Origin of the sequence: Streptomyces sp. Edi4 (assembly GCF_040253615.1) — a bacterium.
Lineage (GTDB): Bacteria > Actinomycetota > Actinomycetes > Streptomycetales > Streptomycetaceae > Streptomyces.
In genome coordinates this window covers 4,611,726-4,634,051 of sequence record NZ_JBEJGY010000004.1, presented here as the reverse complement: position 1 = coordinate 4,634,051, position 22,326 = coordinate 4,611,726, and the positions used below count along the sequence as shown (strand labels likewise).

The window sequence follows — 22,326 nt, the reverse complement described above, 5'->3', positions numbered from 1 at the left end:
CCGTATGAAGTACACACAGCTCGGACGCACCGGACTCCAGGCCAGCCGTCTCGTCCTCGGCACGATGAACTTCGGCCTCGAAGCGGACCAGGACACCAGCCACGCCATCATGGACGCGGCACTCGACGCGGGCGTCAACTTCTTCGACACCGCCAACATCTACGGTCCCGACGACGACAGCAAGGGCCGCGCCGAGGAGATCCTGGGCTCCTGGTTCGCGGGCGGCGCCCACCGCCGCGACAAGGTCGTCCTTGCCACCAAGGTGTACGGGGACATGACGCCCGGCTCGACCTGGCGCAAGGCGGCCTGGCCCAACCACAACAAGCTGTCGGCGGTCAACATCCGCCGTGCCGTGGACGCTTCGCTCAAGCGGCTCCGCACCGACCACATCGACATCTACCAGTTCCACCACGTCGACCGGGCCACCCCGTTCGAGGAGATCTGGCAGGCCATCGACGTCCTGATCACCCAGGGCAAGATCCTCTACGCCGGCTCCTCCAACTTCCCCGGCTACAAGATCGCGCAGGCCAACGAGGTCGCCGCCCGCACCGGACGGCTCGGCCTCGTCAGCGAGCAGTGCCTCTACAACCTCGCCGAACGCCGCGCCGAGATGGAGATCATCCCGGCCGCCCAGGAGTACGGACTCGGCGTCATCCCCTGGTCACCCCTGAACATGGGGCTGCTCGGCGGCGCGCTGCGCAAGGAGCGCGAAGGCACCGGCTCGCGCACGGTCAAGCCCGGCCGCTCGGCCACGGGCCTGGCCGACCCGGTCGTGCGGGCCCGGGTCGAGGCGTACGAGAACCTGCTCACCCAACACCGCCTGGAACCGGGCGAGGTGGCGCTGGCCTGGCTGCTCACCCGGCCCGGCGTGACCGGCCCGATCGTCGGCCCGCGCACCCGGGAACACTTCGAATCGGCGCTGCGCGCCCTGGAGTTGGAGCTGAGTGGGGAACTGCTCGGCGCCCTCGACGAGATCTTCCCCGGCCCGGGCCCGTCCCCGGAGGCCTTCGCCTGGTAGGTCGCGTACCCACGCGAAAGGACCGGTACGGCCCCTTGCCTTGAGCGCGCTCGAAGACGTTGGCTTGTGGCCCATGAAGTACACGCAGCTCGGACGCACGGGTCTCCAGGTCAGCAGGATCGTCCTGGGGACGATGAACTTCGGACCGCAGACCGACGAGGCGACAAGCCACGCGATCATGGACGCCGCGCTCGACACCGGCATCAACTTCTTCGACACCGCCAACGTGTACGGCTGGGGCGAGAACAAGGGCCGTACCGAGGAGATCATCGGCAGCTGGTTCGCCCAGGGCGGCGACCGGCGCGACAAGACCGTCCTCGCCACCAAGCTCAACGGCAACATGGCCGCGGGCGAACCCTGGCCCAACCACCACAAGCTCTCGGCGGTCAACATCCGCCGCTCGGTGGAGGGTTCGCTCAGGCGGCTCCGCACCGACCACATCGACATCTACCAGTTCCACCACGTCGACCGGGCCACCCCGTTCGAGGAGATCTGGCAGGCCATCGACGTCCTGATCACCCAGGGCAAGATCCTCTACGCCGGCTCCTCCAACTTCCCCGGCTACAAGATCGCCCAGGCCAACGAGCTGGCCACCCGCACCGGACGGCTCGGCCTCGTCAGCGAGCAGTGCCTCTACAACCTCGCCGAACGCCGCGCCGAGATGGAGATCATCCCGGCCGCCCAGGAGTACGGACTCGGCGTCATCCCCTGGTCGCCGCTGCACGGCGGCATGCTGGGCGGCATCCTGCGCAAGGAGCGCGAGGGGACGGCGGGCCGCTCCCAGGGCGGTCTCGCGGCGGCGGCCGTGGCGGACCCGGCGGTACGGGGACGGGTGCAGGCGTACGAGGAGCTGGCGGCCAAGCACGACCTCGACCCCGCCGAGGTGGCGCTCGCCTGGCTGCTCACCCGGCCCGGCGTCGCGGGTCCGATCGTGGGGCCGCGTACGGCTGAGCAGCTGGACTCGGCGGTGCGGGCGGTCGAACTCGACCTGCCCGAGGGGTTCCTGACCGCGCTCGACGACATCTTCCCGGGCCCCGGGCCCTCCCCCGAGGCCTTCGCCTGGTAGCGCCTCTACGCACCGGTCCGGTCCGGAACCTCGAATTCCGGACCGGTCAGCGGGAGGGCTCGATCAGCTGGAGATCCACGTGACCCGAGCGGGGGTTGGCCTCCGACGGTTCGCCGACACCCGGGTCGATCACGGTCAACTTCCAGAGCCGGCCCGCGAATTCGAGGGTGTCCCCGACGCGGGCGTCCGGGTAGACGGCGCCCCCGCCGGCGCGGGTAGTGACCGCGATGTCGGCGCGATCCGGACCGGCGGCGATGTCTTCGAGTACGGCGCTGATCGCGCCGTGCTCGTCCGTGTCCGGGACGTGGAAGCGCAGACGCAGACGGCCGTCCGTCAGGGCCGGCCAGTCCGGGTCGGCGGCCGGGGACGCGGACGGCGGGGCCGGCGCGGCCTTGTCCTTCGGGGTGAGGACGACCCGGTAGGCGCAGATCTGGGAGACGGTGAAGGCCCGGCCGCTGACCGTAAGGGTCTGCCCGGGGCGCACGGGCCAGGACGCGGTGCCCGCCCACGCGGCGCCCGTCCCCGTGCCGTTGGTCAGGGTGGCCGCCCGGTGCGTACCGTCCGAGCCGCCCTCCTTGTACAACACCGAGCCGGCCCCGCCGGGCAGCTCGGCCGAGCCGCCGCGCAGGACGTGCAGGCCGTCGGCGGTCGGGGCGCCCTCGCACTCGGGGCCCCGGTCGGCCGGGGGAACGGGAGTGCGCGAGGGCGGAGAGGGCGAAGAGGGCGGCCGCGAGGCGTCGGCGCCGGACGCTCCCCCGCAGCCCGCCGCCACCATCAGCACGCACCCCGCCAGCACGCCGACGCGTACGGCACGTACGGCACGCACGACACGTACGGCACGTACGGCACGCACGACACGTACGGCACGCACGACACGTACGGCACGTACGGCACGTACGGCACGCACGACGGTTGCCACTCGGGCACCTCCAGGGCCTGCGGATCGGACGGTACGTACCGGACGGCGACGCCAGGCCACGGCGCGAGGGCGGTCACGGAGAGCGGTCAGCGGGCGGCGGTCAGCGAGTGGCGTCAGCGAGTGGCGGCCGCCACCGCCACCACGACGAACATCAGCACGAGCACACTGGCCATGATCCGGTTCCTGGTCTTCGGGTCCACCCCTTGAGCCTAACCGGCCGGGCCGAGCGCCCAGCGGCCGACCGGCTCGTGCCGGGGTCCCTCACCGGGGACGCCGCCGCCCGGCAGAAAGCCGCGGACCAGGGTCAACTCCGTGACCGGCCAGGGGCTCCCCTCAAACGCGCCGAGCCCGGCGACGTACGGCCGCAGGTCGACCGGGGTGCGCGAGCGGGCCGGCGTGAGGTGCGGCACATGGCGGCGGTGCCGCTCCATCGGGATGCCTGAGCGACGGGCCGCGGCGACCGCGCGTTCGGCGAGCAGCCGCAGTTCGTCGAGGCCGTCGGCGACCGGGGTCCACGGGGCGCGCCCGTCGAAGCGGCCGCCGCCGTGCAGGCGCAGGGTGAACGGATTGGTGCGGCGGGCCGCCCGGGCGAGCCGCGCGTGCAGCTCGGCCAGGACCGGCTCGTCGACCTCGCCGAGGAAGGCGAGGGTGAGGTGCCGGGCCTCCCGCTCCGTCCAGCGCAGTGCGCCGGCCCCGGGCAGTGTCGCCAACTCCCGTGCCGCGCGCCCGAGTTCGTCCAGAGCCTCCGGGGGCGCGAGCACGGCGGCGAAGAGGTGCATGGGGACAGTCGACCAAGCCCGGCCCGCCGTGTCGCGACACGGCGGGCCGGGCGTCGTCGTCGGACGGGCGCGCCCGTCGGACGACGACGCACCCCTCAGGCGGCGCTTCCGTCAGGCGGGGCTCCCATCAGGCGGGGCTCCCGTCAGGCGGTTCGCCCGTCAGGCGGCGGCCACCAGCGCCGGGTTCCTCGGGACGAACTCGAGGTGGCGGTGGCCGGGGCGTACGTCGACCTTCAGGCGCAGGTTGGCCGCTCGGGCCAGCATCAGGCCCACGCCGACGGCCGCCACACCGCAGATCAGACCGCCGAGCGCGAGGCTGACGCGGACGCCGTAGACATCGGTCAGCCAGCCGAAGAGCGGGCCGCCGAACGGGGTGCCGCCGGTGAAGACCATCATGAACAGGCTCATCACGCGGCCGCGCATCTCGGGGTCGGTGGCCATCTGCACGGAGGCGTTCGCGGTCACGTTGACCGTGAGGCCGAGGATGCCGACCGGGATGAGGAGCGCCATGAACACGCCGATGTCGGGCGACCCGGACGCGGCGAGCTCCAGGACCGCGAACAGGACGGCGGCGGCCACCAGCATCCGCAGCCGGGTGGTGGCGCGGCGGGCCGCGAGCAGCGCACCGACGAGCGAACCGATCGCCATCAGGCTGTTGAACATGCCGTACATGCCCGAGTCGCCGTGGAAGACGTCGGAGGCGAACGCGCTCAGCCAGATCGGGAAGTTGAACCCGAAGGTGCCGACGAAGCCGACCAGCACGATCGGCCAGATCAGCTCGGGCCGCTCCGAGACGTAGGCGAGCCCTTCCTTCAGCTGGCCCTTGCCGCGCGGGGCGAGCCTGGTCGGCTGGAGGTCCTTGGTGCGCATCAGCGACAGCATGAGCAGCGGCGCCGTGAACGACAGGCCGTTGGCGAGGAACGCCCAGCCCGGTCCGACGGCAGCCATCACGAGACCGGCGACGGCGGGGCCGACGAGCCGGGCGGACTGGAAGTTCGCCGAGTTCAGGCTGACCGCGTTGCGCACCCGGTCGGGTCCGACCATCTCCGAGACGAAGGACTGCCGGGTCGGGTTGTCCACGACGGTGACCAGGCCGGTGAAGAAGGCCGTCAGATAGACGTGCCACACCTGGACGTGCCCGGACAGGGTCATCACGGCGAGGAAGAGACCGCCGAGGCCCATCGCGGCCTGCGTCACGAACAGGATGTTCCGCTTGGCGAACCGGTCGGCTATGACGCCGCCGTACAGACCGAACAGGAGCATCGGCAGGAACTGCATGGCGGTGGTGATGCCGACCGCCGCCGAGGATCCGGTGATGGTCAGGACCAGCCAGTCCTGGGTGATCCGGGCCATCCAGGTGCCTATGTTGGACACGATGGCGCCGGAGAAGAACAGCCGGTAGTTACGGACGCCGAGTGAGGAGAACGTCCCCCCACCGCGCTTGTTGTAGGTAGGGGTAGGTGCGGGGGCGGAGTCTGCTCCGGATCCCGTACTCAAAAGGGCTCGCCTCCTTGCGATGCGCGTTTATAGATGTGCGAGCTTCTCCAGGACCGGGGCGGCCGCGCGCAGCTTCGCCCATTCGTCCTCGTCAAGACCCTCCGCGAGGGAAGCCAGCCAGACGTTGCGCTTGCGGCGGCTCTCTTCGAGCATCGCCACGGCCTCTTCGGTCTGGCTGACCACCTTCTGGCGGCGGTCATCGGGGTGCGGCTCCAGCCTGACCAGGCCCTTTGCCTCAAGCAGCGCGACGATTCGGGTCATCGACGGCGGCTGTACGTGCTCCTTGCGGGCCAGCTCACCGGGGGTGGCCGAGCCGCAGCGGAACAGGGTGCCGAGCACCGACATCTCGGTCGGGCTGAGCGATTCGTCGACGCGCTGGTGCTTGAGGCGCCGGCTCAGCCGCATGACGGCGGAGCGCAGGGAGTTCACGGCGTCGGCGTTGTCGTCGCCGGTGCCGTGGGACAGGTCAGACATGTTTGTTAGCGTAACTCATTACTCTGGCTAAATACCACCGGGTTACGCGGAGGTGTCCAGCGCCACACGGGGCGCTCGGGGCGCGGGGGTTACCGGCCCTATCACCCGAACGAGTGAGTACGCGGGCGAAACGTGGGCGCGGGGGTGTGGCGGGCGGTCACGCTCGCTCCATGGGGACCAGCGTGCTCAGTCTGCGCATAGATGGTGAGCTGCATGAACGGCTCAAGCGGCGCGCCGCGAAACGGGGAATGAGCGTCCAGGACTATGTGGTCCGGACGCTCATGCGGGACGACTTCGACGAGCGCCTCGAGGCGGCGGTGGACGAAGTCCAACGCTTCTACGGCGCGGCCTAGCCCCACCCGGGCCCGCCTTCGCACGCGGGCCCGGGTGCGTGGGTGCCCGGCCCCCTGGGGCAGCGCTGGTGCCGGCCCCAGCCCCAGCTGCCGATCGTGCCGGCCTCGTCGCGCAGTTCCCCGCGCCCCTGGCAGCGCTGGTGCCGGCCCGCACGCACCCCCGCCGCCCTGGGAGGGCTGGTGCCGGCCCGCACGGGTATACCTGAGCCCGTCATGGGGGTCCCCCCTGGCCCTCAAGGCCTTGGGGGAGATTGAGGACGAGGCCGTCCAGGCCGAACGGGGTCTGGGGCGGAGCCCCGGGGACCCCGGCTGCGGACCGTGCGTGGCTGGTCGCGCAGTTCCCCGCGCCCCTGGGGGGTGCGTGCCGGCCCGCGCGCATCCCTGCACCCCTGGCGGGGGCCATGCTGGCCCACATCGACACCCTCAGCCTGTCCGGCATTTGAGGACGAGCGCGTTCAGCGCGAACGGGGTCTGGGGCGGAGCCCCGGGGGCCCCGGCTGCGGACCGTGCGTGGCTGGTCGCGCAGTTCCCCGCGCCCCTGGCAGGGCCGGTGCCGGCCCGCGCACACAGTCCAACCCGCCCGCCCCTGGCAGGGTCGGTGCTAACCCGCGCATACAGTCCAGCCCGCCCGCCCCCGGCAGGGCCCGTGCCGGCCAGCGTGCTCAATTCGGCCCGTGCGGCGGGCGTCAGGTCAGGCCGAGGGATGGCATGACGTAGTAGAAGGCGAACACCGCCGACACGACGTACATCGCGACAGGCACCTCCCGCGCCCGCCCGGCCACGAGCCGCAGCACCGTGAAGCTGATGAACCCCATACCGATGCCATTGGTGATCGAGTACGTGAACGGCATCATCAGCATCGTGACGAACGCCGGAATCGCGATCGTCCAGTCCGCCCAGTCGATCTCCCGGATCGACCCGGACAGAATCAGGAACCCCACCGCGAGCAACGCGGGCGTGGCCGCCTGCGACGGCACCATCGTGGCGATCGGCGTGAGGAAGAGCGCCACGGTGAACAGCCCACCCGTGACCACGTTCGCGAGCCCGGTCCTGGCCCCCTCGCCGACCCCGGCCGTGGACTCCACGAAACAGGTCGTGGCGGAGGAGGACGACGCCCCGCCCACCGCGACCGCGATGCCGTCGACGAACAGCACCCGGTTCATGCCGGGCATGTTGCCCTCGGCGTCGGTGAGCCCCGCCTCGTCGCTGATGCCCATGATCGTGCCCATCGCGTCGAAGAAGCACGACAGCAGCACGGTGAAGACGAACAGGATGCCGGTCAGGACGCCGACCCGGGAGAACCCGCCGAACAGGCTGACCTGCCCGACCAGCCCGAAGTCCGGGGTGTCGACGGGGTTGCCCGGCCACTTCGGGGCGGTCAGACCCCACGACGGCACCTTCGCCACCGCGTTGATGACCATCGCGAGGACGGTCATCGCGACGATGGAGATCAGGATCGCGCCCGGCACCTTGCGGACCATGAGCGCGAGCGTGAGCAGCACGCCGAGGACGAAGACCAGCACCGGCCAGCCGAGCAGATGCCCGTTGCCGCCGAGCTGGAGCGGGACGGTGGTGTGCGCGGCGTCCGGCATGCGCGAGACGAACCCGGAGTCGACCAGGCCGATCAGCATGATGAACAGGCCGATGCCGATGGCGATGCCCTTGCGCAGGCCGAGCGGCACCGCGTTCATGACCCGCTCACGCAGCCCGGTGGCGACCAGGAGCATCACGACGAAGCCCGCGAGGACGACCATGCCCATGGCGTCGGGCCAGCTCATTCGGGGCGCGAGCTGGAGCGCGACCACGGTGTTGACGCCGAGCCCCGCCGCGAGCGCGATCGGCACATTGCCGATGACACCCATGAGCAGCGTGGTGAACGCGGCGGTCAGGACGGTGGCGGTGACCAGCTGTCCGCCGTCGAGCTGATGCCCGTACATGTCCTTCGCGCTGCCCAGAATGATCGGGTTGAGCACGATGATGTACGCCATCGCGAAGAAGGTCGCGAACCCGCCACGAATCTCGCGGGCGACGGTGGAACCCCGCTCGGAGATCTTGAAGTAGCGGTCGAGGCCGTTGGCCGGCTTGCTGGGCACCGGCGGCTGAGCCGCGGCGTCGACCATGTCGGGGGCCGAGGGGGGCATACGGATCCTCAGTCGTGAAGGGGCAGGAAAACGGCACGTACCCGAACTACTTTGGATGTTCTACCGAACAGAATGAGTCAGCCGTAAGCGGTTTCAGTATGAATACATAAGTCGAAGATCACCATCTCCGCGCGTAGACCCAAGGGGCGCCCGGCCCGGCCGCCGACACGATTCGGCTCCGGCCCCGCGCCCTACACTGATCGCATGGCGAAGTGGACACCAGCACATGAGGCGCCGGAGCCCCTTGAGGGTCCCGTGGTCGCCACCATCACCGGCGGCACGATCATCTGGTTCGTCCTCTTCCTCGTCCAGCTCCCGTTCTACGGCTGGTTCGACGACCACGGCCATGTGTGGTGGGTGTGGACGTGCCTGGCCGGCGGCGGCCTCGGCCTCATCGGCATCTGGTACGTCCGTGGCCGCGACGCGGCCCTCAAGCGGCACGCGGCGCGGCAGGCGCTCGAGGAGAGCGACGCGAGCGGCGCAAGGGCCGAAGGACCGTAACCTCCGGGATCCTTGTACGGCCCGAGGACCATCCGTCTCCTCCCCGGGTCGGATGTTCGGCCGCTCCAGCAGGTGAAGCGCCCCCTCCACCCGTACCGTCGAAACCATGACGCAGCGCGCCAACATCGACGCCGGGGCGGAACTCGACCCCGTCCACCCCATGCGGCTGCCCGAGCGGGAGCGGCGATCCGGCGGTCTGACGACGGCCGAGGTCGCCGAGCGGGTGGCGCGCGGCGAGGTCAACGACGTTCCCGTACGCAGCAGCCGCTCCACCGCCGAGATCGTCCGGGGCAACGTCTTCACCCGGTTCAACGCGATCATCGGCGTGCTCTGGGCGGTCATGCTCGTCGTGGCGCCCATCCAGGACAGCCTCTTCGGCTTCGTGATCATCGCCAACACCGGTATCGGCATCATCCAGGAGATGCGCGCCAAGAAGACCCTGGACAGCCTCGCGGTCATCGGCGAGGCGCGGCCCACGGTGCGGCGTGACGGGGCCGCCGTGGAGATCCCCACCTCCGAGATCGTGCTCGGCGACGTCATCGAACTCGGGCCCGGCGACAAGATCGTGGTGGACGGCGAGGCGGTCGAGACCGACGGCCTGGAGGTCGACGAATCCCTCCTGACCGGCGAGGCCGACCCGGTCCTGAAGAAGCCCGGCGACAAGATGATGTCCGGCGCCTTCGTGGTCGCCGGCGGCGGCGCGTTCACCGCGACCCGGGTGGGGCGCGAGGCGTACGCGGCCCAACTGGCCGAGGAGGCGAGCCGGTTCACGCTCGTCCACTCCGAACTGCGCAGCGGCATCTCCACCATCCTCAAGTACGTCACGTGGATGATGGTCCCCACCGCGCTCGGCCTGGTCATCAGCCAGCTGGTGGTCAAGGACAGCAACGTCAAGGACTCCATCGCCCGCACCGTGGGCGGCATCGTCCCGATGATCCCCGAAGGGCTCGTGCTGCTGACCTCGGTCGCCTTCGCGATCGGCGTCATCCGGCTCGGCCGCAAGCAGTGCCTGGTGCAGGAGCTGCCCGCGATCGAGGGCCTGGCCCGCGTCGACGTGGTGTGCCTCGACAAGACGGGCACGCTCACCGAGGGCGGCATGGACGTCACCGAGCTGCGCCCCCTGAACGGCGCGGACGAGACGTACGTACGCAAGGTGCTCGGCGCGCTCGGCGAATCCGACCCCCGGCCCAACGCCTCCCTCCAGGCGATCATCGACGCCTACCCGGACAGCGAGGAGTGGCGCTGCACGGAGTCCCTGCCGTTTTCCTCGGCCCGCAAGTACAGCGGCGCCGCGTTCAGCGAGGGCGACGGCGAGAACAACACCTGGCTGCTGGGCGCGCCGGACGTGCTCCTGAAGCAGGGCGACCCCGCGCTCTCCGAGATCGACGCGCTCAACGAGAAGGGCCTGCGCGTCCTGCTGCTCGCCCGAGCCTCCCGCGAACTCGACGACCCCGCCATCGCATCCGACGCCGAACCCACCGCCCTGGTCGTCCTCGAGCAGCGCCTGCGGCCCGACGCGGCGGACACCCTGCGCTACTTCGCCGAGCAGCACGTCCAGGCGAAGGTCATCTCCGGCGACAACGCGGTCTCGGTGGGTGCGGTCGCCGGAAAGCTCGGCCTGACCGGCGCGGCCGACACCGTCGACGCGCGCCAACTCCCCACCGACCAGGGCGAGATGGCCGACGTCCTCGATGCCAACTCGGTCTTCGGCCGGGTCACCCCGCAGCAGAAGCGCGACATGGTGGCGGCCCTCCAGTCACGCGGGCACACCGTCGCGATGACGGGCGACGGCGTCAACGACGTGCTCGCGCTCAAGGACGCGGACATCGGCGTGAGCATGGGCTCGGGCTCCGAGGCGACCCGGGCGGTCGCCCAGATCGTCCTTTTGAACAACAGCTTCGCCACCCTGCCGTCGGTGGTGGCGGAGGGGCGGCGCGTCATCGGCAACATCACGCGGGTGGCGACGCTGTTCCTGACCAAGACGGTGTACTCCGTGCTGCTCGCCGTCCTGGTGGTGTGCTCGCAAGTGGAGTACCCCTTCCTCCCCCGCCACCTGACCCTGCTCTCCACCTTCACCATCGGCATCCCTGCGTTCTTCCTGGCCCTGGCGCCCAACAAGGAGCGCGCCAGACCGCACTTCGTGCGCAGGGTGATGCGGTACGCGATTCCCAGCGGCGCCATCGCGGGGGTGGCCACGTTCGTGACGTACATGATCGCGCGGGCGTACTACAGCGGCCCGGGCGAGCTGGACGCGGAGACCAGCGTCACGACGCTGACCCTGTTCCTGGTCTCGATGTGGGTCCTGGCCATCATCGCGCGCCCGTACACGTGGTGGCGGATCGTGCTGGTCGCGTCCATGGGCGTGGCGTTCCTGCTGGTGCTCGCGGTGCCGTGGTTGCAGCACTTCTTCGCGCTGAAGCTGGTGGGCGCGGTGCTGCCGTGGACGGCCGTAGGCATCGCGGTGGTGGGTTCCGCCGCCCTGGAAGTGACCTGGCGCTGGGTAACCCGCCGCTGGCCCGACTGACCGCCGGGGGCTCGCCCCGGCCCCCCGGTGTGCCCCTCCCCGCCCCTTCCCCAAACCCTCGGGGTGGCACAGTCCCTGGGACGCCGCCCCAGACCCCGTATCGGGCCTGAAGGGCGCTCGTCCTCAAGCGCCCGACGGGCTGGGATGCCGGTGCGGGCCAGCACCAACCCCGTCAGGGGCGCGGGAACTGCGCGACCGGGCGCGCAGTGTCCGCAAAGGTCGTCCATCTCCCCCGACGGGTTCAGGGGAGGGGCGGGATGGGGCCAGAACCGGGGCTGGGGCGGAGCCCCAGGACGCGGCCGCTAGTCGAACCAGCGGTCCCGGGACAGTTCGGTCGTGCGGGACGGGTCCTCCAGGAGGGCTGCCACCTCGAAGCGGCGCGGCCACTGCGCGGCGGCCCAGGCGAGGCCCGCCGCCACGCCCTCCAGGGTCGACGCGTGGACCACGCCGTCGCCCGAGCGGCGCCAGTCCAGTTCGATCCCGCCCGCCATCAGCTCCTCGTGCTCGACGTAGGTAGCCGGCGCCAGGGGCCCGAGCAGCGCCCGCACCGCCTCCGGCACCTCGTGCTCGACCCCCGCGGACGTCACCTCCGCGTCCGCCGTCTCACTGAGCCGCCCCACCTGAAGCAGCTCCGCGAGCTCCGCCGCGCGCGCCGGCGCGACCGGCAGCAGGGCGCGCCCGGCCGCCAGCGGCAGCAGATCGGGCGCGTCCGCCACGACCGCGTCCGCCGCGTCGACCACCCGCGCCTCTCCGTCCACCACGGCCCGCAGCTCGTCCGGCAGTGTGACCTGCTCGGGGTCGAGGTCGGCCAACGCGCTGTACAGGGCGTGGAGTTGGGAGGCGGACACGGTCAGGTCCGGGTCGGCGAGGCGGGTGAGGAGTTCCGCCGCGCCGCCCGGCTCGTCGAGCAGCGCCGCCACCGAGGTGCGTACCCCAAGGGCCCGCAGGACCTGCGCGTCGTCGAACCCGGTCGCGTCCACGGACTCGTACAGACCGGACAGCAGCGGATCGGAGCCCGCCGCGCGCAGTCCGGCGGGGCGACGGCCGTCGAGCACGGGGTGGTCGCGCAGCCACCACGCGGTGTAGGGGCGTACGGACTCGGTGGTGCCGTCGGGCAGCAGGACCCGTACCGGCTGGATCAGGGCGTCCCGCAGGGGCGGCTTGGCGAGCAGGGCGAGCGCCCGGGGCCAGGCGTCGTCGTCGACGAGGTCGAGGTCGCGGACGGCGACGATCTCGGTCGCGACGGGCGGGACCGGCGACTCGGGCAGCCGGTCCAGGACGTCCTCGCACCACACGTCCACCGCGTCGAGCAGTCCCGCGTCGTCGGGCTCGGCGAAGTCGCTCTCGCGCGCGTCGAGTTCGTCGGGGTCGAGAACGACATCGGTGGCGCGTACGAGGGCGAACGTGGCGAGCACCCCGCACGCGGTGAGCGGCTGCTCGCCCCAGCGCTCGGCCAACTCATGGTCGACCTCGGCCAGTTCACCTTCACGGATGACGGCGGCGAAGGGCGATCCGGGCAGGACGAGTTCACCCGCCGGGGCGAGTTCGCCGTCCTCGTCGGGCAGGGCGAGTGCGCCGAGCCAGGGCTCGTCGCCGGGTTCCAGGTTCGCCTCGCGCACCAACGTCAGTACGGTGTCGGCGAGTTCGTCGGCGTCGAGCGCGTCCTCGTCCCAGATCTCACCGCTGTCGAGCGACGCGGCGACGGCGGCCCGCACCTGAGGGGTCGTCAGGACAGCGCGCGGCGTCGCGGGCAGCGCGCCAAGCTTTTCCAGGAGCGGGTGCGCGGCGTCGGGGTGGGCGACCTTCAGGCCGAGCCGCCCCAGGTCGGCGGGGGTGTCGGTGAGGGGAAGCAGGATCTGGCGCGGCCCGATGGCGGTGCGGCCGCCCGCGAGTGGCACGGGAAGCCCGGAGAGCCGGTCGGGGTCGACCCCGGCCAGGGTGTCGTAGAGGCGGTGCCACCACGCGGGGGCGCGTTCGGCGCCCGCGATCCGCTCGATGGCGTCGCCGAGCGAGAGGCGCCCGACCTCCAACGCCCGCAGTTCCGGGCGGCGTTCAAGGCCGGCGGGCAGCAGTGTGGGCAGGACTTCGGCGAGGACGCGTACGGTGTCGGCGCCCGCGCCCTCGACCACCTCGGCCTCGAAGGGGCGCAGCGCGAGCAGGTCCTCGGTGGGGGCGGCGGGCGCGAGGAAGGCGACGCGCGGCAGCCGGTCCAGGACCGCCGCGCGCAGCGCGCCGTCCAACGCGCCCCGCCCCAGCGGGCCCGGCACCAGGTCGACGGTGGCGGTGGTCACCGGGTGCCAGGCGCCGAGGAGTTCGGCGTAGGCGTCGGCGGCGCGCTGGACCAGGAAGTCGGTGAGGGCGCCCGGCGCGGGGTGGCGGCGCGCGGTGTCGAGCGGGAACGAGGCGATCAGCAGCGCGGGGATGCCGAGGGGTTCGTCGGTGGGGGTGGGCGCGTGCACGACGGCGGCGGTGCGGGGGCGCTCGGGCGCGCCGTCCTCGTCCACCGGGACCGCCCAGGTCACCGTCCAGTGCGGGCGCAGTCGTTCCTCGACGGGACGGTCGGCGAGCAGGTCCGCGCCGAGGGCGCCGTGGCGGCTGATGGTCCGCCAGCGGTGGACGGATTGGTCCCGGCTGTCGTCGATGTGGACGTACGCGTCGTGCGTGGAGCGCCGCAGTACCCGGGTGGTGTCCGGGGTCTCGACGACGATCTCGGTCAGGCCCGGCAGAGTCAGGAGCAGGGCGTCGTCGATGCCGTCGAGCAGACGGCGCACCAGGTCCTCTGCCGTGCCGTCGCGCAGCGGCAGCACCACGACGGTGTCGTATCCCTCGGGGGCGGCGCCCTCGGCGGGCAGCGGCAGCCTGAGCAGCGGTACGTGGCCCGCACGGCGGCGCAGTTCGTCACCGAGGCCGGGGCTGGCGAGGGCGGCCTGGGCGGCCAGTTCGCGGGCCTCGGCGAGCGACCAGCGCACGCCGCCGGTGCGGCCCACCACTGCGGGCTCGTCGCTGACGGCCAGCACGGCGGCGAATCCGACGCCGAAGCGGCCCACGGCCACCTCGGTGTCGGCGCGCTTGGCGCTGGCGCGCAGGGTGGAAAGGGACTCGACGCCGGTCGCGTCCAGGGGGGCGCCGGTGTTGGCGGCGGCAAGCACGGCGGGGTTGCCCTGGCCTGCGGGGTGCAGGGTCAGGCGGAGCCGGCCCGTGGTGTTCGCCCTGGCCGCGGCGTCGGCGGCGTTCTGGGCGAGCTCCACGACGAGGCGGTCGCGGTAGCCGCCGAGGGCGAGGTCTTCCTCGGCGTTGGCGTCCTCACGGAATCTGGCCGGGCCCGCGCCCCAGGCGTTCAGGACTCCGCGCCGCAGCCGCGCCGTGCCGAAGGGGTCGGTCCCTTCGGTCGCCATCGCCTTGACGATCACGCCGTACTCCGCTCTGTCCTGCCCCGCGTTCCGGGACTGCGGCCCGAAGGTACCGCGCACGGCCTCCGCCGGGTGCGGGGGGCTCCGCCGGGTGCGGGGGGCTGGGGGCGGGGCCCAACAACCCCGCGCAGTGGCGGGGCCCAACCCCGCGCACTTCCCCGCGCCCCTAAAAACTCCGGTCAGCCGCGGACCTGGCTCGCTTCTCGCGCAGCTCCCCGCGCCCCTGTGCATCCGATCCCGGCCCGTATGGGCATACCTGGGCGGAGCCCCAGGGGTCAGGAGTGGCCCAGGTCGTCCGTGGGGTCCGGGGTGTCGGGGACGGAGCCCGCACGGTCGATGCCGCGGATCAGCACATCCGCCTCCACCGTGTCGAGCACCGGCGCAGCCGGCCGCAGCGGCTTAGGCATGACCGCCGCCTCGGAGTGCCCCCCGCACCCGTAGTCGAGCGCCACGACATGCCCGTCCGCAGGACCGAACTCGTTGGCGCAGATACCGAAGGCCTGCGAGAGGGACCCCGCGATGGGCACCAGGAACGCGCAGGACACACACGAGGCCGGCGCCGCCTGAGCCATCGCGGTCTTGCCGCCGAAGGACTCCTCCCACCGGTCGGCCGCCGCGTGCAGCCCGTACCGCGAAAGCACCCGCGCCCGGCGCATGCCGAGCTCGTCGGCGACGGACGCGATGGACCCGCGCGCCGTCCCCGCCGGCACGTCCCGGTCGGCCAGCTCGGCGTCCTCCGCCTCGACCCGCTCGGCCATCTCCTCGGAGACCACCGCGTTGGGCGGCGGCGCGTCCTCACCGGTGTAGCCGGGTTCAAGGCGCAGGTCGTCGGCCTCGGTGGGCAGCAGATCGCCGGGTCCCATGTCGCCGGGCCGCAGCCGCTCGCTCCACGGCACCCACTCGGGCGCCCGGAGCGCGTCGGGCCCGGGCAGCAGGACCGTCTCGTCGAGGGTGACCAGCTTGGCCCGGGAGGCCCGGGCGACGGTGACCGCCCAGCGCCAGCCCCGGTAGCCGGGCTCCTTGCACTCGAAGAAGTGCGTGACAACCCGGTCACCCTCCGAGACCAGGGCCACATGCTCGCCGACCACACCGGGCGCGGCGGCTTCCTCCGCCGCCTCGCGGGCTAGCTCGACCGCCTCGGCGCACAGGCGGTCAGGGGTACGGCTTCGCGTCGTCGCAGCACTCACAGGTCTCGCTTCTCTCCTACGCCGTCTCACGGGTGCGCCGGGGAGCCGAATGCGTACGGGTGGCGGGCGGAGCGGACCAGGGGGCCGCGTCAACGTCCGCGCCCGGGCGATCAACTGCCCAGCGGCTGTCCAGTTCACTGACCAAGGGGGTCCCCCCTGCTCCGTATGAGCGTGGAGGCGCACCTTCTGCGACCCATTCTGCGGGATCACGGAGAGGCGCGCGGCCTTGGGCAGCCGCGGGCGGCGCGCCTGTCACGCTACCCCCTTCGGGGCGCCCGGCCCACCTGCGCGTCCGAATCCTGGTTCGGGTCGGACGGGGTTGGGGCACTATGGCGGGGTGGCCACCGCGAGGTCGTCAAGGAATTGGGACGGGTCCGGCCGCCTGCGCAGGGCGGGACGGGCGGTCGGTCATGCCCTGCGTCTGCCCTTCTCGGGAACGGCGCGTTCGATCAGAAAAGCCACCCACGCGCACGGCGCCGGTGAGTCGGGCCTCGGCAAACTGATCGAGCTGCACGCGGTGAACGGCGCGGGCGACGTGCTGATCACCGTGGCGCTCGCCTCCACCGTCTTCTTCTCCGTGCCGACCGACCAGGCGCGCGGCCGTGTCGCCCTCTATCTGGCGATCACGATGGCGCCCTTCACTCTTCTGGCGCCCGTGATCGGCCCCCTGCTCGACCGGATGCCGCACGGCCGGCGCGCCGCGATGGCCGGCGCGATGCTGGCCCGGGCCGTGCTGGCGCTCACCATGTCCGGCGCGGTCGCCACCGGCGGCCTCGAGCTCTATCCCGCGGCGCTCGGCGTGCTGGTGGCCTCCAAGGCGTACGGCGTGGTCAGAAGCGCCGTCGTGCCGCGCCTGCTGCCGCCGCGCTTCTCCCTGGTGAAGGCCAATTCGCGGGTCACCCTCGCGGGGCTGCTCGCCACCGGCGCGGCCGCCCCGATCGGCGCCGCGCTCTCGCGCGTGGGACCGCAGTGGCCGCTGTACGCGGCGTTCTGCGTCTTCTCCGGGGGTACCTTCCTGGCCTTCACACTGCCCCCCAAGGTCGACTCGGCGAAGGGCGAGACCAAGGCCCGCCTCTCCGACCGCGAGGGCCGCAAGCCCAGCCTGCGGACGGTCGGCGTGTCCGTGCAGAACGGTCTGTACGCCAACGCCGCGCTGCGCGCGCTCTCCGGGTTCCTGATCTTCTTCCTCGCCTTCCTGCTCCGCGAACACCCCCTGTCGGGGCAGAGCGCGGCCGTCTCGCTCGGCATCGTGGGCGTGTCGGCGGGCGTCGGCAACGCGCTGGGCACCGCCGTCGGCTCACTCCTCAAGGCGCGCGGGCCCGAGGTCCTGATCGTGACGATGCTGAGCATCGCGCTCGGCGCCGCCGTGCTGTCGGCGGCGCTCTTCAGCGGCGTGATGGTGGCCGTGCTCGGCGCGACGGCGGGGCTCACCCAGGCCCTGGCCAAGCTGGCGCTCGACGCGATGATCCAGCGCGACGTGCCCGAGGAGGTCCGCACCTCCGCCTTCGCCCGTTCGGAGACACTGCTCCAGGTGGCGTGGGTGCTCGGCGGGGCGATCGGCATAGCGCTGCCGCTCAACGGCGTCCTCGGCATGTCGGTGGCCGCCGCCCTGCTCACGCTCGGCGCCGTCGTCTCCGTACGGGGCCTGCTGCGGGCCGCGCACCACGGCACGCCGCGCCCCCGGGTCGCCTGAGCCGGGCCGGCCCGAGCCGGGGCGACCGGGCAACACCGACGCGGCACGCCACACCCCCGCGCGGCTTGGCCCAGGGCGACCGATAGCCTTCGCTCCATGACCGTTGCGCTCACTTCCGGCAGGACCCGCCGGGCCGGCCTCGCACTCGCCGCCGCCTCCGCCGGACTCCTCGTCCTCTCCGCCTGCGACAAGCCGACGCCTCTCGCGACCGTGACGGTCGGCACCGACTCCGTCCACACCGAGGCGTCCTGCCGCGGCGACGGCAAGCCGCTCGCCGAGGACAAGCTCACCAGCTGCCTCAGCGGCGTCAAGGACGCCAAGTCGATCGACTACGCGCCCGGCTCGACCCTGCGTCTCGGCGTCGACCCGAAGGTCGTCGAGAACGGCAGCAAGTGGATCGCGCTGCTCGACGGCAGCCCGATCACCGAGGCGTCCGACCAGACGTACCGCAGCTTCCCCGGCGCCGACGTCTTCTCCACCGGCGGGCAGGGCGCCGCGCCGAAGGAGAAGAAGGTGAGCATCATCCAGCTCAACAAGGACAGCAAGCCGGAGTCGGTCTGGAGCTTCACCCTCAAGCGCACCAGCTCCTGACGCGTGGGCCGCGCCTGATGCGTGTACTGGTCGCGACCGCGGTGGCGGCGGAGGCGGACTCCGTCGCCGCCGGCCTCGCCGTAGCCGGATACGCGCGCCTGGGCCAGGAGAGCGTCCGGCGCGCCCTGTCCGACGGACCGGGGCCGGCCCCTTCGCCGCTGGTGCGCCACGGCCGCGCGGGGCACGAGATCGAGGTGTACGCGGTGGGCGTGGGCCCCGCGGCGGCCGCCGCCGGCACCGCCCTTGCCCTCGGCCGGCGCCCCGGCTACGACCTGGTGCTCTCGGCGGGCATCGGCGGCGGCTTCCCCGGCGCCGCGCCGCTCGGCTCGCTCGTCGTGTCCTCGTCGATCATCGCAGCGGACCTGGGCGCCGGCTCACCCGAGGGCTTCATCCCCGTCACGGAGCTCGGCTTCGGGCGCCACGAGGTGGACGTGCACGACGCTCTCGCCCGCCACGCGGCGCGCGCGCTGGGCGCCGCGCGCGGCCCGGTCCTCACCGTGACCACCGCCACCGGCACCGCCGGGCGCGCCGCCGAGCTGCTGGCCCGCCACCCGGGCGCCCTGGCCGAGGCGATGGAGGGCTTCGGCGTCGCCGAGGCCGCCGACCAGTACGGCCTGCCGGTCCTGGAGATCCGCGCGATCTCCAACGCGATCGGCCCGCGCGACCGTTCGGCCTGGCGGATCGGCGACGCGCTCGCCGCCCTCACCGGCGCGTTCGAGAAGCTGCCCGCCGTACTGGAGAGTTGGACGACCGCATGGGAGCGTGGAACGACGTATGGGCACTGAACCGGCGCTGAAGATCGCGTTCTCCCCCTGCCCGAACGACACCTTCGTCTTCGACGCGTGGGCGCACGGCCGGGTGCCGGGCGCGCCCGCCCTCGACGTGACGTTCGCGGACATCGACATCACCAACGGCATGGCCGAGCGCGGCGAATTCGACGTGCTCAAGGTGTCGTACGCGGTGCTGCCGTGGATCCTCGACGAGTACGCGCTGCTGCCGTGCGGCGGCGCGCTCGGCCGGGGCTGCGGCCCGCTGGTGCTGACCCGCGAGCCCGCGACGGACTTGACGGGCAAGGTGGTCGCCGTGCCGAGCGAGAAGTCGACGGCGTACCTGCTGTTCCGGCTGTGGGCCGCGGACGTCCTGCCGGGCGGGGTCGGCGAGGTCGTCGTCATGCCGTTCCACGAGATCATGCCGGCGGTGCGCGACGGCAAGGTGGATGCCGGGCTCGTCATCCACGAGGCCCGGTTCACCTATCAGAACTACGGGCTGCACTGCCTGGCCGACATGGGTGAGTACTGGGAGACGGCCACCGGTCTTCCCATCCCGCTCGGCGCGATCATCGCCAAGCGCTCGCTGGGCGCGGACACGCTGCGCCGGCTCGCCGAGTCCGCCCGCGCCTCCGTGCGGCTCGCCTGGGACGACCCGGAGGCGTCCAGGCCCTATGTGCACGAGCACGCCCAGGAGATGGACCCGGCCGTGGCCGACCGCCACATCGGGCTCTACGTCAACGAGTTCACCGCCGACCTCGGCGAGGACGGCTACGCGGCGGTACGCGGCCTGCTCACCCGCGCCGCGGCCGAAGGGCTCGTACCCGCCCTCGGCCCCGACGCGCTGTCATTCGGCTAGGGGGTGTCCGGTGGATCAGGGTCGGTCAGGGCGCGGCGTCCGGTGCGGTGCGTCGCAAGGCGCCGGAGCGTCTCGATGGCGGAGCTGTCGGGGCGATTCGGCAACGCCGCGAGGTGCCGTGCCAGACGCCGCACCGCCGGCCATGGTCCACCAGACGCCCCCTAGCGCGCGGCGCCACCCGGGCGCCGCGCGGCCGGCTCAGACGTCCAGCTGGTCGGCGACCGCCCGCAGCAGGCCGCCGATCTTCTTGCCCGCCGCCTTGTCGGGGTAGCGGCCCTTCTCCAGCATCGGTGTGATGTTCTCCAGAAGGGTCGTCAAGTCCTGCACGATGGAGGCCAGTTCGTCGGGCTTGCGGCGCTGGGCGGCGGCCACCGAGGGCGCCGGGTCGAGGACCGTGACGGACAGCGCCTGGTCACCGCGCTGCCCGGCGACGACGCCGAACTCGACGCGCTGCCCGGGCTTCAGGGCCTCGACTCCGGTGGGAAGCACGGAGGAGTGCACGAAGACGTCGCCGCCGTCGTCACGGGAGAGAAAGCCGAAGCCCTTCTCGCTGTTGAACCACTTGACCTTGCCGGTAGGCACGTCTGTCCTCGTCCTCGTACTCGTCGTTGGGTGCGGGGCGCCGAAAGAAACGCTCTCGATAGCACTGCGGCGAGCCTCCTGCCGGCCCGCCCGCACCAAGGCTAATGGCCCAGGAGCCGCTGACAAGACCGTTCGGGGCTGTCCTCAGCAGCAGGGAACTACCCTGGACGGGTGAGTACCGAAACCCAGCCCAGGACCGACCGCGACGCCCCCACCACCGGTGATCGGCTGGTTCGCGTCGGCGTCGTGGTGTTCTTCGTCGGCGCGCTCGCCACGCTGGTCACGGTGGCGCCGCTGTTCCTGGACATCCACCCGTTCCCGTCCTACGCCTATCTGATCTGCATGCTGATGGGCGTCGGCTTCCTGATCGCGGGGGCGGGCGTGCTGCTGACCATCGCCGAGCAGCGCCGCGCGGCCCGCGGCTGAGGCGCCCCGCGTCGGCGCGAACCCGGCCGGTCCGCGCGGGGGCGGGCGCCCGCGCTGTCAAGCGGCTTCGGTGACGTACGCCTTCAACCAGGCCGGAAATGACGTCAGATCGTCAAGGACGACGTCCGCGCCGGCCTCGCGCAGGTCGGTCGCGCTGATCGGACCGGTCGGCACCGCCACCGAAAGGGCGCCCGCCGCGCGCGCCCCGAGCACATCACCGAGATGGTCGCCGACGTATATCGCCGCGCCGTGCTCGCGCAGCGCGACCGCCTTCGCCTCGGCCCACAGGCCCCCGACCACCTCGTCCGGCGCGATGCCCAGGTGGTCCAGGTGCAGCCTGGCCTGCGGCGCGTTCTTCGCGGTGACCACGACGGCCCGGCCGCCGAGCTCCTGGACCGCGCGGACGGCGTCGGCCGCGCCCGGCAGCGCGGGCGTGGGCAGGATCGCGCGTGTGGGGTAGATCTCACGGTATTTGAGGACCATCGCGGCGATGTGCTCCTCGGCGAACCAGTGCCGCAGTTCCCAGTCGAGCGGCGGCCCGAGCCTGCTGACGGCCTGGTCGGCGTCGATGTAGGTGCCGGTCGCGGCGGAAAGCTCCTGGTAGACGGCGTGAATGCCGGGCCGGGAGTCGATGAGTGTCATGTCGAGGTCGAAGCCGACCGTGGGCGCGTCGAGAGGCATGGAGGCCATTGTGCCCAGGTGGGCGGGGTGGCCGGGCGCTTGGCCCGGCCACGGCCACCGGCCGCGCCGGCGCTGGTGGCAGCCACCCTGCCGGCGTCGGCCGCACTGGCGGCCGCATGCTCCTCCGGCGCCCCAACTCCCGGCCACCGAGCGGCGGTTACCACCCGGTGAAGGGCGTCGACGCTCTCCGCCCACACCGACGCGCCGCGCTGGACGGTGGCGGCGGTCTACGCGGTCAACAGCGGGGTATGCGTCCTGTCGCAGAGCAGGGTGGGCGCGGGTGAAAACGCCGCGCCAGGGCGGCCGGGCGTTCCGCGTCGCCGGGTTGTTCTTCCTGGTCAGCTGCCCCTTGATGGCCCTGACGGCGGACGTGCCGGCCTGGCTCGCGCCAGGGCTCGCGGTGCTCGCCGTCTGCGCGCACAGCCTCGGCGAGGTGTGGGAGTCGTCGGCCGGCTACGCCCTCGGCTTCGGGCTGGCTCCCGATCACGCGCAGGGCCAGTACCAGGGCTTCTTCGGCATCGGTTTCGACGCCGGGCAGGCCGTGGCGCCGCTGGTCCTCACGGGGGCGGTCCTGGGCCTCGGGCACGCGGGCTGGCTGCTGCTGGGCGTGTTCTTCGCGGCGCTGGGGGCGGCGGCCCCACCGCTGGCGGCCTGGGCGGAACGCACCCGCCCCGCCGCCGCGCGGAGCGGCACGGCACTGCTGGACGCGGAGTGAGCACGGGCGCGCCGGGTCCCGCCTGGGCCGCTGGTTCCCGCCCGGGCCGCGTCGCGTCGTGCCTGGGCCGCGTCGCGTCGTGCCCGGGCCGCGTCGCGTCCTGCCTGGGCCGCGAGCCTCGCTCGCCCCACCGGGCCCCCGGC

20 protein-coding genes are annotated in these 22,326 nt (G+C 72.6%); 11 read left to right on the top strand and 9 right to left on the bottom strand.

Going from position 1 to position 22,326, the window contains the following annotated elements; genetic code table 11:
• Window positions 1-4 precede the first annotated feature (4 nt).
• A complete protein-coding gene (locus ABR738_RS23045; RefSeq protein ID WP_350231873.1) occupies window positions 5-1,018 on the top strand; it encodes an aldo/keto reductase in 1,014 nt (337 codons plus the stop codon).
• A 73-nt stretch (window positions 1,019-1,091) separates the two neighbouring features.
• A complete protein-coding gene (locus ABR738_RS23040) occupies window positions 1,092-2,084 on the top strand; it encodes an aldo/keto reductase (protein WP_350231872.1) in 993 nt (330 codons plus the stop codon).
• Window positions 2,085-2,130: 46 nt separating this feature from the next.
• On the opposite strand, the gene ABR738_RS23035 is transcribed toward ABR738_RS23040, so the two are convergent.
• The 4 genes from ABR738_RS23035 to ABR738_RS23020 form a co-directional block, all read right to left on the bottom strand.
• Window positions 2,131-2,910 (bottom strand): hypothetical protein, encoded by a 780-nt coding sequence (locus ABR738_RS23035; RefSeq protein WP_350231871.1) that lies wholly within the window; start codon window positions 2,908-2,910, stop codon window positions 2,131-2,133.
• Window positions 2,911-3,212: 302 nt separating this feature from the next.
• Window positions 3,213-3,782 (bottom strand): RNA 2',3'-cyclic phosphodiesterase, encoded by a 570-nt coding sequence (thpR, locus tag ABR738_RS23030; RefSeq protein WP_350231870.1) that lies wholly within the window; start codon window positions 3,780-3,782, stop codon window positions 3,213-3,215.
• Window positions 3,783-3,941: 159 nt separating this feature from the next.
• The gene (locus ABR738_RS23025; protein ID WP_350231869.1) at window positions 3,942-5,279 is read right to left on the bottom strand and encodes an MFS transporter; all 1,338 of its coding nucleotides are present in this window, start codon (window positions 5,277-5,279) and stop codon (window positions 3,942-3,944) included.
• A gap of 27 nt (window positions 5,280-5,306) precedes the next feature.
• Complete coding sequence (locus ABR738_RS23020; RefSeq protein ID WP_350231868.1) at window positions 5,307-5,753, bottom strand: MarR family winged helix-turn-helix transcriptional regulator; 447 nt, start codon at window positions 5,751-5,753, stop codon at window positions 5,307-5,309.
• 170 nt (window positions 5,754-5,923) lie between these two features.
• Between ABR738_RS23020 and ABR738_RS23015 the strand changes: the two genes are divergently transcribed.
• Complete coding sequence (locus ABR738_RS23015) at window positions 5,924-6,106, top strand: plasmid mobilization protein (protein ID WP_350231867.1); 183 nt, start codon at window positions 5,924-5,926, stop codon at window positions 6,104-6,106.
• A 686-nt stretch (window positions 6,107-6,792) separates the two neighbouring features.
• Here ABR738_RS23015 and ABR738_RS23010 read toward each other — a convergent pair.
• Window positions 6,793-8,247, bottom strand: a complete 1,455-nt coding sequence (locus ABR738_RS23010) for an NCS2 family permease (RefSeq protein ID WP_502964127.1) — start codon at window positions 8,245-8,247, stop codon at window positions 6,793-6,795.
• A 204-nt stretch (window positions 8,248-8,451) separates the two neighbouring features.
• Between ABR738_RS23010 and ABR738_RS23005 the strand changes: the two genes are divergently transcribed.
• The gene (locus ABR738_RS23005) at window positions 8,452-8,748 is read left to right on the top strand and encodes a DUF2530 domain-containing protein (protein WP_350231866.1); all 297 of its coding nucleotides are present in this window, start codon (window positions 8,452-8,454) and stop codon (window positions 8,746-8,748) included.
• Between the two features lie 106 nt (window positions 8,749-8,854).
• The gene (locus tag ABR738_RS23000; protein ID WP_350231865.1) at window positions 8,855-11,272 is read left to right on the top strand and encodes a cation-translocating P-type ATPase; all 2,418 of its coding nucleotides are present in this window, start codon (window positions 8,855-8,857) and stop codon (window positions 11,270-11,272) included.
• 302 nt (window positions 11,273-11,574) lie between these two features.
• Here ABR738_RS23000 and ABR738_RS22995 read toward each other — a convergent pair whose 3' ends face one another.
• Together ABR738_RS22995 and ABR738_RS22990 are read right to left on the bottom strand one after the other, a co-directional pair.
• The gene (locus tag ABR738_RS22995; RefSeq protein ID WP_350231864.1) at window positions 11,575-14,667 is read right to left on the bottom strand and encodes a sacsin N-terminal ATP-binding-like domain-containing protein; all 3,093 of its coding nucleotides are present in this window, start codon (window positions 14,665-14,667) and stop codon (window positions 11,575-11,577) included.
• A gap of 290 nt (window positions 14,668-14,957) precedes the next feature.
• Window positions 14,958-15,869: a DUF3027 domain-containing protein gene (locus tag ABR738_RS22990; protein ID WP_350231863.1), complete on the bottom strand. Its 912-nt coding sequence runs from the start codon at window positions 15,867-15,869 to the stop codon at window positions 14,958-14,960.
• 337 nt (window positions 15,870-16,206) lie between these two features.
• Here ABR738_RS22990 and ABR738_RS22985 point away from each other — a divergent pair, with 337 nt between their 5' ends.
• From ABR738_RS22985 to ABR738_RS22970, 4 genes are all read left to right on the top strand, one after another.
• Window positions 16,207-17,562, top strand: a complete 1,356-nt coding sequence (locus ABR738_RS22985) for an MFS transporter (RefSeq protein WP_350231862.1) — start codon at window positions 16,207-16,209, stop codon at window positions 17,560-17,562.
• Window positions 17,563-17,658: 96 nt separating this feature from the next.
• The gene (locus ABR738_RS22980) at window positions 17,659-18,153 is read left to right on the top strand and encodes a DUF2771 domain-containing protein (protein ID WP_350231861.1); all 495 of its coding nucleotides are present in this window, start codon (window positions 17,659-17,661) and stop codon (window positions 18,151-18,153) included.
• A gap of 17 nt (window positions 18,154-18,170) precedes the next feature.
• Window positions 18,171-18,938 carry a futalosine hydrolase gene (locus ABR738_RS22975; protein WP_350231860.1) on the top strand — a complete coding sequence of 256 codons (768 nt, stop codon included), beginning with the start codon at window positions 18,171-18,173 and terminating at the stop codon, window positions 18,936-18,938.
• A complete protein-coding gene (locus ABR738_RS22970) occupies window positions 18,928-19,779 on the top strand; it encodes a 1,4-dihydroxy-6-naphtoate synthase (protein WP_350231859.1) in 852 nt (283 codons plus the stop codon). The genes ABR738_RS22975 and ABR738_RS22970 overlap by 11 nt, the downstream gene beginning before the upstream one ends.
• A gap of 198 nt (window positions 19,780-19,977) precedes the next feature.
• On the opposite strand, the gene ABR738_RS22965 is transcribed toward ABR738_RS22970, so the two are convergent.
• Window positions 19,978-20,361 (bottom strand): cold-shock protein, encoded by a 384-nt coding sequence (locus ABR738_RS22965; protein ID WP_350231858.1) that lies wholly within the window; start codon window positions 20,359-20,361, stop codon window positions 19,978-19,980.
• A 171-nt stretch (window positions 20,362-20,532) separates the two neighbouring features.
• On the opposite strand from ABR738_RS22965, the gene ABR738_RS22960 reads away from it, so the two are divergent.
• Window positions 20,533-20,787, top strand: a complete 255-nt coding sequence (locus ABR738_RS22960; RefSeq protein WP_350231857.1) for a hypothetical protein — start codon at window positions 20,533-20,535, stop codon at window positions 20,785-20,787.
• Window positions 20,788-20,844: 57 nt separating this feature from the next.
• Here ABR738_RS22960 and ABR738_RS22955 read toward each other — a convergent pair whose 3' ends face one another.
• Window positions 20,845-21,477 (bottom strand): HAD family hydrolase, encoded by a 633-nt coding sequence (locus ABR738_RS22955; protein WP_350231856.1) that lies wholly within the window; start codon window positions 21,475-21,477, stop codon window positions 20,845-20,847.
• A 271-nt stretch (window positions 21,478-21,748) separates the two neighbouring features.
• Between ABR738_RS22955 and ABR738_RS22950 the strand changes: the two genes are divergently transcribed.
• Window positions 21,749-22,183, top strand: a complete 435-nt coding sequence (locus tag ABR738_RS22950) for an MFS transporter (RefSeq protein ID WP_350231855.1) — start codon at window positions 21,749-21,751, stop codon at window positions 22,181-22,183.
• Window positions 22,184-22,326: the final 143 nt, after the last annotated feature.